This is a genomic window from Ancylobacter radicis, assembly GCF_018449475.1.
In the GTDB taxonomy this organism is placed as follows: Bacteria; Pseudomonadota; Alphaproteobacteria; order Rhizobiales; family Xanthobacteraceae; genus Ancylobacter; species Ancylobacter radicis.
Genome location: NZ_JAHCQH010000023.1, coordinates 163,045 through 172,206 on the forward strand (window position 1 = coordinate 163,045; position 9,162 = coordinate 172,206).

Annotated in this window: 9 protein-coding genes; 3 read left to right on the forward strand and 6 right to left on the reverse strand. The window is 65.5% G+C overall.

All coding sequences use genetic code 11. The features are described 5' to 3' along the window. Window positions 1–20: 20 nt before the first annotated feature. Window positions 21–1,040: a VOC family protein gene (locus tag KIP89_RS19240; RefSeq protein WP_250152661.1), complete on the reverse strand. Its 1,020-nt coding sequence runs from the start codon at window positions 1,038–1,040 to the stop codon at window positions 21–23. A 139-nt stretch (window positions 1,041–1,179) separates the two neighbouring features. On the opposite strand from KIP89_RS19240, the gene KIP89_RS19245 reads away from it, so the two are divergent. From KIP89_RS19245 to KIP89_RS20045, 3 genes are all read left to right on the forward strand, one after another. Beyond that, a complete protein-coding gene (locus KIP89_RS19245) occupies window positions 1,180–2,475 on the forward strand; it encodes an adenylosuccinate synthase (RefSeq protein WP_213757210.1) in 1,296 nt (431 codons plus the stop codon). A 23-nt stretch (window positions 2,476–2,498) separates the two neighbouring features. Next, a complete protein-coding gene (locus tag KIP89_RS19250; protein WP_213757211.1) occupies window positions 2,499–3,893 on the forward strand; it encodes a hypothetical protein in 1,395 nt (464 codons plus the stop codon). A 209-nt stretch (window positions 3,894–4,102) separates the two neighbouring features. Next, the gene (locus KIP89_RS20045) at window positions 4,103–4,231 is read left to right on the forward strand and encodes a hypothetical protein (RefSeq protein ID WP_256441467.1); all 129 of its coding nucleotides are present in this window, start codon (window positions 4,103–4,105) and stop codon (window positions 4,229–4,231) included. Between the two features lie 132 nt (window positions 4,232–4,363). Here the strand turns inward: KIP89_RS20045 and sucD are convergent, their stop codons facing one another. From sucD to KIP89_RS19275, 5 genes are all read right to left on the reverse strand, one after another. Beyond that, window positions 4,364–5,260: a succinate--CoA ligase subunit alpha gene (gene sucD, locus KIP89_RS19255; RefSeq protein WP_213757212.1), complete on the reverse strand. Its 897-nt coding sequence runs from the start codon at window positions 5,258–5,260 to the stop codon at window positions 4,364–4,366. After that, window positions 5,260–6,459, reverse strand: coding sequence for an ADP-forming succinate--CoA ligase subunit beta (sucC, locus tag KIP89_RS19260; protein WP_213757213.1), 1,200 nt, complete (start codon window positions 6,457–6,459; stop codon window positions 5,260–5,262). Before sucC ends, sucD begins: the two co-directional genes overlap by 1 nt. Window positions 6,460–6,557: 98 nt before the next feature. Next, window positions 6,558–7,331: a fumarylacetoacetate hydrolase family protein gene (locus KIP89_RS19265; protein ID WP_213757214.1), complete on the reverse strand. Its 774-nt coding sequence runs from the start codon at window positions 7,329–7,331 to the stop codon at window positions 6,558–6,560. A gap of 12 nt (window positions 7,332–7,343) precedes the next feature. After that, entirely contained in the window at window positions 7,344–8,321 is a 978-nt protein-coding gene (locus KIP89_RS19270) for a 2-dehydropantoate 2-reductase (protein ID WP_213757215.1), read from the reverse strand. A 357-nt stretch (window positions 8,322–8,678) separates the two neighbouring features. After that, a partial coding sequence (locus tag KIP89_RS19275; RefSeq protein ID WP_213757216.1) for an NAD-binding protein occupies window positions 8,679–9,162 on the reverse strand: 484 nt, incomplete at its 5' end.

Genomic DNA, 9,162 nt, shown 5'->3' on the forward strand with positions numbered 1-9,162 from the left:
TGCGGTCTGCTCGGTGCACTTCAGGGCGTTTTCACGATGGCACGAGTGCCCCACGGGTCTGCTACGGCGAAGCCAAACTCCTGCTCTTCGACCGTCTCGCCAAGCGTGCGCAGCCGGTCCGCTAGAGCGTCGACCGCCGCTTGGTCCGGCAGAAGCGTTTCGTAATGAATAAGGCCTGTGCTGCCCGCCGGGGGCGCGTTGCCACCGCGGCTCTGCCAGATGTTGAGTCCGAGGTGATGGTGATACCTCCCTGCGCTGACGAACAGCGCCCCGGGATAGCGATCGGTCACGACGTCGAAGCCGAAATGCTCGACATAAAAGCGACGGGCCGGTTCCAATGCTCCCACCTGCAGGTGAACATGGCCGATCCGGGTTCCCGCCGGCGTCGCTGTGTCGATGGTGGCGTCGGCGGGTAGTTCGGCCAGCACGCCGCGCATGTCGAGCGGATGGGTCGCCATCTCGATCGTATTCCCCTGCCAGCGCCACTCGGCAGCGGCGCGGTCGCGGTAGATCTCGATGCCGTTCCCATCAGGATCGTCGAGATAGAGCGCCTCGCTGACGAGATGATCGGAAGCGCCGATGTGAATCTGCTGGGCGATCAATCGCCGCAGCACGACCGCGAGCGAGGGCCGGTCCGGGACGAGAATGGCCACATGAAACAGCCCCGTGCTGCCACGCGGACGTGGAGAGGCATCGGGTGCCACTTCCAGCTCGATCAGTGTCCGATCGCCGGCACCGAGACGGATAAGTCCCCCATCATGGCCGAGCAGGGCGAGGCCGACCGTGCGGGTATAAAAGGCGATGGAGCGAGCCGCTTCACGAACGCGCAGCCTTACCGCTCCCATCGCGAGCGCGGGTGAAAGCGGGTGAAACGAGGAAACGGACGGGGCCGGGTGAGACATGATGTTCCTCTGAAACGTCAGGCGGCTGGCTGCATTGGGCCGCCATGTGGGCGCGCGATGCAAGGGGTTGCGATTGCGCGAATGCAATCCCGACCTGTCGGCGGTGCCGAAGCTGGGGATGACGGGACGACGTTTCAAAGGCGGCTGACATCTCCTTGCCTCGCCCGGTCTCATCCCTTAAGACGGGGCAGCCCCGGACGGACCGCTTCGCCGGGGTTTTGTCTGTGTGGGCCGTGGCGTTCCGCCCGCTCGCACCTCGCAAGCAGGAGCTCGGCTCGTGGCGAATGTGGTCGTCGTCGGATCCCAATGGGGCGACGAGGGTAAGGGTAAGATTGTCGACTGGCTCAGCGAGCAGGCCGACGTGGTGGTCCGTTTCCAGGGCGGGCACAACGCCGGCCATACGCTGGTCGTGGGCGAGAACACCTATAAGCTTTCGCTGCTGCCGTCCGGCCTGGTGCGCGGCGCGCGCCTGTCGGTGATCGGCAATGGCGTGGTGCTCGATCCCTGGGCGCTGGTCGACGAGATCACCCGCATCGGTGGTCAGGGCATCGTGGTGACGCCGGAGCGTCTGCGCGTCGCCGAGAATGTCGCCCTGATCCTCCCGCTGCACCGCGAACTCGACGCGATTCGCGAGAACGCGGCCGCCTCGGGTACCAAGATCGGCACCACCAAGCGCGGCATCGGCCCGGCCTATGAAGACAAGGTGGGCCGCCGCGCCATCCGTCTGGTGGACCTTGCCCATGAGGCGACCCTCGACGCCAAGATCGAGCGGCTGCTGGCGCATCACAATCCGCTGCGGCGTGGTTTGGGCATCGAGGAAGTCGACGCCGACAAGCTGCGCGCCGAACTGATCGAGATCGCGCCCAAGGTGTTGCCCTATATGGACCGCGTCTGGTCGCTGCTCGACGACGAGCGCCGCCATGGTTCAAAGATCCTGTTCGAGGGCGCGCAGGGCGCGCTGCTCGATGTCGACCACGGCACCTATCCCTTCGTGACCTCCTCCAACACGGTGGCGGCGCAGGCGGCGACGGGTTCGGGTCTCGGTCCGAACGCGATCGGCTATGTGCTGGGCATCACCAAGGCCTACACGACCCGCGTCGGCGAGGGGCCGTTCCCGTCGGAACTGCATGACGACATTGGCCGCAGGATCGGCGAGCGGGGCCATGAATTCGGCACCGTCACCGGCCGTCCGCGCCGCTGCGGTTGGTTCGATGCCGTGCTGGTGCGCCAGACCGTGCGGACCTCCGGCATCAACGGCATCGCGCTGACCAAGCTCGACGTGCTGGACGGCTTCGACGAGCTGAAAGTGTGCACGCGCTACCGGCTTGATGGGCGGGAGATCGACTATTTCCCCGCTGGCCAGGATGCGCAGGCTCGGGTCGAGCCGATCTATGAGAGCATCGAGGGCTGGAGCGAATCCACCGCTGGCGGGCGTTCCTGGGCCGACCTTCCGGCCGAGGCGGTGAAATATGTTCGCCGTATCGAGGAACTGATCGGGTGCCCCGTCGCGTTGCTGTCCACCAGCCCTCAGCGGGATGATACGATCCTGGTGCAGAACCCTTTCGAGTCGTGAACGCGAAGTGACACCGTAGCGTAATGGCCGATTACTATCCGCTCCTCGCGCGTGCCCTTGGCGGCCTCCCGGATCGTTCCGAGGCGGGGCGTCGGACCGTTTACGATCGTGCGCGCAGGGCGCTGCTGACGCAGCTGCGGAACGCGGATCCGCCGCTGCGCGAGGAGGACATCGACCGCGAGCAGCGTTCTCTCGAAGAGGCGATCCGCCGGCTGGAGCAGGATTACGCCGCGGCGGATGATCCGGTGCCGGCATCCACCGGCCCGGCTCCTGACGAGGGGGAGCCCGTCGTCGCGACGCCCGAGCCGGCGCCCATGCTCAATGCTACGCCGCCGCGGGTTCCCCAGGCGGCGCGCGAGGCTTTCTCTGCCCCCCGCCGCTCATCCGTAGCTACGGCGGAAAGCGACGATGACGAATTGACGGCCCTCGCCGCCCGGCGTCCCGGCCGTGGGACTGACGCGGATGACCCGGCGCTTTCCGCCACCGATGATTTCAGTTCGGTTCGCTCCGATGGCGCGGGTCCCGATGCCTTCGATCCCCGCATGACGGGTGAACGGCACCCGGCGAGCGAGGATGAGGAAACCGGGAAGGGCAAGCGCGGGCGTTTGATCGCCATTGCTCTTGTTCTGCTTCTTGTCGTGGCCGGAGCTGTCGTCGGCTTCAGCCAGCGCGCGACCATCGTGGCGATGATGAACGGGGGAAGTGCGTCGGGGCCTGCACCGGTTGCCGAGCCTGACGTTGCGGCGCCCTCCGCGCCGGAAGTGACCAAATCCAACGACCGCATCGCCCAGGCCGCGCCCGAGGCGTCACGCGCGGCGCCTGCCGCGCCCCAAGGCGCCGGCGTGGGTGTTGCCCAGCGCGCCGTGATGTTCGAGGAAAGTGCCGGCGGCGGCGAGCAGAGCCTGCAGCAATATGTCGGCAGTGTCGTCTGGAGTGCCGAGACGTTCCAGGGCGAGGGCGGCACCGGGCCGGACATTGGCATCCGGGCGGTCGTCACCATTCCCGACCGCAATGTGAAGGTCGTTCTGCGCCTGCGGCGCAATCAGGATCCGGGGATTCCGGCGTCCCACATCATCGAAGTGCAGTTCGAGCTTCCGCCGAACTTCGATCTCGGCAATGCCGGTACCGTGCCGGGCATGCGTGCGAAGGCGTCCGAGGGGGCGCAGGGTGTGCCGCTGATCGGCCTGCCTGTCCGCGTCGCGCCGGGGTACTTCCTGATCGGCCTGTCCTCGCTTGATGCGGATCGCCAGCGCAATCTCAGCCTGCTCATCACCCGCAATTTCCTCGACCTTCCCGTGGTGTTCGAGAATGGGCGGCGGGCTATTCTGGTGCTGGAGAAGGGCGTGCCGGGCGACCAGGCGTTCCGCGAGGTGTACTCCAAATGGGGTCTGCCGGTTCCGAGCGCGACCGCGAACTGAGTTCTCCAACCGCTGCCGCGGCTGCTCCCGGATCACTGTCGTGTCCGGGGGAACTGTCTGAACATCTGATATGGCCGGCCGCATCCCGCTCGGATGCGGCGCTTTGTGCTATGCGACGGATGCATATCCGCCTTCTGGTATTACGTATACCAGATCCTCCCGGTATCGATTAGGTTGCACTGCAACAGGATCGAGGGTCGGAGGCCGCCATGTTCGAGTCAGTGTTTCCCGTTCTGCCACTGCTCATCGCGTGCCATGCCTGGATGACCTTCATGGTGCTCCAGACTCTTGACAGCGATGACATGGCGGTGCTCCCGCCCGAGTGTTTCCCGGTCTGAGCACCTCGACGGCTTGCGCCTGCGAGAGCGGGACGTGCACGCTTCGGCATGAACGTGATGGTCCGCCCGATATGAAAAACCCCGCGCCGGAGCCCGGCGCGGGGTTCATTTCAGGTCAGCCACGACGCTGCGTCAGGCGGCAACGCGCTTGTTGAGCACATCCACCAGCGTCTTGCCGAGGCGCGCCGGGGAGGGGGAGACCACAACACCGGCCTCTTCCATTGCCGCGATCTTGTCCTCGGCGCCGCCCTTGCCACCGGAGATGATGGCGCCGGCATGGCCCATGCGACGGCCGGGAGGAGCGGTGCGGCCGGCAATGAAGCCAACCATCGGCTTCTTGCGGCCGCGCTTGGCTTCGTCCTTGAGGAACTGGGCCGCTTCTTCCTCGGCCGAGCCGCCGATCTCGCCGATCATGATGATCGACTCGGTGGCGTCGTCGGCGAGGAACAGCTCCAGAATGTCGATGAACTCGGTGCCCTTGACCGGATCGCCGCCAATGCCGACGGCCGTGGTCTGGCCCAGGCCTTCCTGCGAGGTCTGGAACACCGCCTCATAGGTCAGCGTGCCCGAGCGCGAGACGACGCCGACATTGCCCTTCTTGAAGATGTTGGCCGGCATGATGCCGATCTTCGATTCACCGGCGGTGACGATGCCGGGGCAGTTCGGGCCGACGAGGCGGGACTTGGAGCCGTCGAGCGCCCGGCGCACCTTCACCATGTCGAGCACCGGAATGCCCTCGGTAATGCAGACGATGAGCGGGATCTCGGCCGCGATGGCCTCGCAGATCGCGTCGGCCGCACCCGGCGGCGGGACATAGATCACGGAGGCGTCGCAACCGGTCTTCTCGCGGGCTTCGGCGACGGTGTCGAACACCGGCAGACCGAGATGCGTCGAACCGCCCTTGCCGGGCGAGGTGCCGCCGACAACCTTGGTGCCGTAAGCCATCGCCTGCTCGGAATGGAAGGTGCCATTCTTGCCGGTGAAGCCCTGGGTGATCAGCTTGGTATCTTTGTTGATGAGAATGGACATCAGGCGGCTCCCTGCACAGCCTTGACGATCTTCTGGGCGGCGTCGTCGAGATCGTCCGCCGGGATGACGTTCAGGCCGCTGTCGCGGATGATGGCCTTGCCTTCCTCGACATTGGTGCCCTCAAGGCGCACCACCAGCGGGACGGACAGGCCGACGGTCTTCACCGCGGCGATCACGCCGCGCGCGATGACGTCGCACTTCATGATGCCGCCGAAGATGTTGACGAGGATGCCCTTCACCTTCGGGTCGGCGGTGATGATCTTGAACGCCGCCGTCACCTTCTCTTCCGTGGCGCCGCCGCCGACGTCGAGGAAGTTCGCCGGGCTCTCGCCATAGAGCTGGATGATGTCGAGCGTGGCCATGGCAAGGCCCGCGCCGTTGACCATGCAGCCGATCGTGCCGTCGAGCGCGATATAGGCGAGGTCGTATTTGGAGGCCTCGATTTCCTTGGCGTCCTCTTCCGACTCGTCGCGCAGCGCCATCACGTCCGGGTGGCGGTAGAGCGAGTTCGAATCGAAGGAGATCTTCGCGTCGAGGCACTTCAGCTTGCCGTCCTTGGTGACGACCAGCGGGTTGACCTCGAGCATCGCCATGTCCTTGCCGACGAAGGCGGCATAGAGCTTGGCGACGAGATCGCCGGCCTGCTTGGCGAGGTCGCCGGTGAGGCCGAGCGCCTGGGCCACGGTGCGGCCGTGATGCGGCATCACGCCGGTCGCCGGGTCGACGGAGAAGGTGTGGATCTTCTCGGGCGTGGAGTGCGCGACTTCCTCGATGTCCATGCCGCCTTCGGTCGAGACGACAAAGGCGACGCGCGAGGTGGCGCGGTCGACGAGAGCGGAGAGGTAGAACTCCTTCTCGATCTCGGAGCCTTCCTCGATATAGACGCGGTTGACCTGCTTGCCGGCCGGGCCGGTCTGAATGGTCACGAGGGTCTTGCCGAGGATCTGCTTGGCGTTGGCGGCGGCATCGGCGGCGGATTTGACGACGCGCACGCCGCCCTTCTCGCCGGCATCGGCCTCGACGAACTTGCCCTTGCCGCGTCCACCGGCGTGGATCTGGCTCTTCACGACCCAGACGGGGCCGGGGATCTGCGTCGCCGCGGCATCGGCCTCGGCGGCATTGAGAATGGCGACGCCATTCGGCACCGGGACCCCGAATTCACGGAGCACTCCCTTGGCCTGATACTCATGGATGTTCATTAGTCCCGTTCCTCCACAACCCCGCGGCCGGGAGCGCGCCGGGCGCCCCCGTCGATTGGCGTATCCTATTTCCCTATAGGCGCTGACGCGCCAAGACGCTACTGCACGAAAGTGTTGCTGAGCGTCCCGATGCCCTCGATCGCGATGTCGACCGCGTTGGAGGGATCCTTCATCGTCCCGACCCCGACCGAGGTGCCGCAGCAGATGAGGTCGCCGGGGTTCAGCGTCATGTCGTGGGAAATCCGGCTCACCAGCTGATGGGCCGAGAAGATCATGTCGCTGATCGGGTAATTCTGCCGCTCCTGGCCGTTCAGAACGGTGCGGACAACGAGGCTGGACGGGTCGACATCCGTGGCCACGACCGGTCCGAAGGGGCCGAAACCATCGAAGCTCTTGGCGCGAACCCACTGCGCGAAGGTGGCATCCTTGTTGATGATGTCCGCCGCGGTGATGTCGTTCACGCAGGTGTAGCCAAAGATATAATGCCCGGCCTCTTCCTCGGAGACGGCAGTGGCCGTCTTGCCGATGATGATGCCGAGCTCGCCCTCATAGACGATCTTGCCGTCATAGGAGGCCGGCCGGTGCACGGTGGCGCCGGGCGAGGTGAGGCTCGATCCGGCCTTCAGCAGATAGAGCGGATCGGCCGGCACCGGCGAATTGAGCTTGGCCGCGAGCGCGTGGAAATTGTTCCACAGAGCGAGGATCTTTGTCGGCTCGGTCGGGGCGAGCAGCGCGACACCGGAGAGCGCGAGGCGCTCCCCGGTCGGCTGGGCACCGTTGAACATGTTGCCGGAGTGGACGGTGATGCTGTTGCCGTCAAGCGTGCCGAAACCGGTCACGCCCGCGCGGCTGTAACGAACCCAATGTGCCATTGTGCAAGAGACTCAGTTGTAGCAGCCGGCGATCTGCGCGCGCTGGCGAACCAGGGCGAGCACGATGTCGATAGTCGGGGTCGGGATGCCCGCAAGGCGGCCCATTTCCTGCACCACGGTCACCAGCGCATCGATCTCCATGGCGCGCGAACGCTCGAGATCCTGCAGCATCGAGGTCTTGTGTGCCCCTACGGCACCCGCGCCATCAATGCGGCGCTCGACGCCGACGCGGAAATTCACCCCGGACTGCACCGCAATCTCCTGCGCTTCCAGCATCATCGCCTTGGCGACGGCGCGGGTGCCGGGATCGGAGGCGATCACGTCAAGCGTGGCGTGGGTCAGTGCGCTGATCGGGTTGAAGCAGAGGTTGCCCCAGAGCTTCAGCCAGAGTTCGTCGCGGATGTTCGGCAGCACCGGGGCGCGCATCCCGCCGGCGGCGAAGGCTTCCGAGAGCTTGGTGACGCGTTCGGTGATCTCGCCCGACGGCTCGCCGAGCGGAAACTTGTCGCCATAGACGTGCTTGATGACGCCCGGCTCGACCACTTCGGTCGCCGGATAGACGATGCAGCCAATGGCGCGCTCGGGGCGCAGGCCAGTCCACTGCTTGCTGCCCGGATCGACACTTTCGAGCGTCTTATTCTCGAGGTGGTCGCCATGCTTGTAATAGTACCAGTAGGGGACGCCGTTCACGGCGGTGACGACGGCGGTGTCGTTGCCGAGCAGCGGCTGCATGGCGTCCACCACGCCCGGCACCGAATGGGCCTTGAGCGCGACGATGACATAATCCTGCGGGCCGAGTTCAGCCGGATTGTCGGAGCAGGGGATGTGCTCGACCCGCTCCTCGCCGTCGATGAGCAGCTTCAGGCCGTTCTTCTTCATGGCTTCGAGATGCGCGCCGCGTGCCACGAGGCTAACGTCGACACCCGCGCGCTTGAGCTGAACGCCGACATAGCCACCGATGGCGCCGGCACCATAGATGCAGACCTTCATTGGATTCCCTCCTGCGATCGTGCTGCCCCCGCGGCGCACGATGTCTTATTGGTATTTTGTATGCCATGATTAGGGACGTTTAGGCCCTAGTCAAGAGCGATGTATAGGGCGTGATAATACGTCGCGCATGTTGTGCCGCTTCGCGGGCCTCGCGGGGCGTGTTTGCGACGCACCCGCTAAGTTACGTCGACAAATGCCGGCTTGTCCACCTTGTATAGGCCGGAACAATTGTCTCGCCGTCGGCGCAAAAGACTACAGCGGCGGGCGATACGTCTTTCTGGACAGCAATGCTTACTGTTCGCCAAAAAAATCGGGGGCGCACTGCGCCCCCGATCTGGTCTCGACCTGCTGAAAAGCTCAGGCGTCGGCGACGATCTGGTGGTTCGCCAGCATCTCCAGCGCCTTGCAGAGCGCCGAGTGATCCCACGCCGCGCCGCCATTGGCCGCGCAGGCGCTGAACAGCTGCTGCGCGACCGCGGTCGCCGGCAGAGCCATCTGGAGCTGGCGCGCGCCGGTCAGCGCGAGGTTCAGGTCCTTCTGATGCAGCTCGATGCGGAAGCCCGGGTTGAAGGTGCGCTTCACCATGCGCTCGCCATGGACTTCCAGAATGCGCGAATTGGCGAAGCCGCCCATCAGCGCCTGGCGGACCTTGGCCGGGTCGGCACCGGCCTTGGAGGCGAACAGGAGGGCTTCGGAGACGGCGAGGATGTTCAGCGCGACGATGATCTGGTTGGCCACCTTGGTGGTCTGGCCGTCGCCATTGCCGCCGACGAGCGTGATGTTCTTGCCCATCTTCTCGAACAGCGGCTTCACCGTCTCGAAGGCGCCCTCGGGGCCGCCG

Coding starts and splice junctions, on each gene's coding strand:
- sucC (WP_213757213.1), bottom strand. CDS start 6,459: ATGAACATCCATGAGTATCAGGCCAAGGGAGTGCTCCGTGAATTCGGG.
- KIP89_RS19270 (WP_213757215.1), bottom strand. CDS start 8,321: ATGAAGGTCTGCATCTATGGTGCCGGCGCCATCGGTGGCTATGTCGGC.
- KIP89_RS20045 (WP_256441467.1), top strand. CDS start 4,103: ATGTTCGAGTCAGTGTTTCCCGTTCTGCCACTGCTCATCGCGTGCCAT.
- KIP89_RS19250 (WP_213757211.1), top strand. CDS start 2,499: ATGGCCGATTACTATCCGCTCCTCGCGCGTGCCCTTGGCGGCCTCCCG.
- KIP89_RS19265 (WP_213757214.1), bottom strand. CDS start 7,331: ATGGCACATTGGGTTCGTTACAGCCGCGCGGGCGTGACCGGTTTCGGC.
- sucD (WP_213757212.1), bottom strand. CDS start 5,260: ATGTCCATTCTCATCAACAAAGATACCAAGCTGATCACCCAGGGCTTC.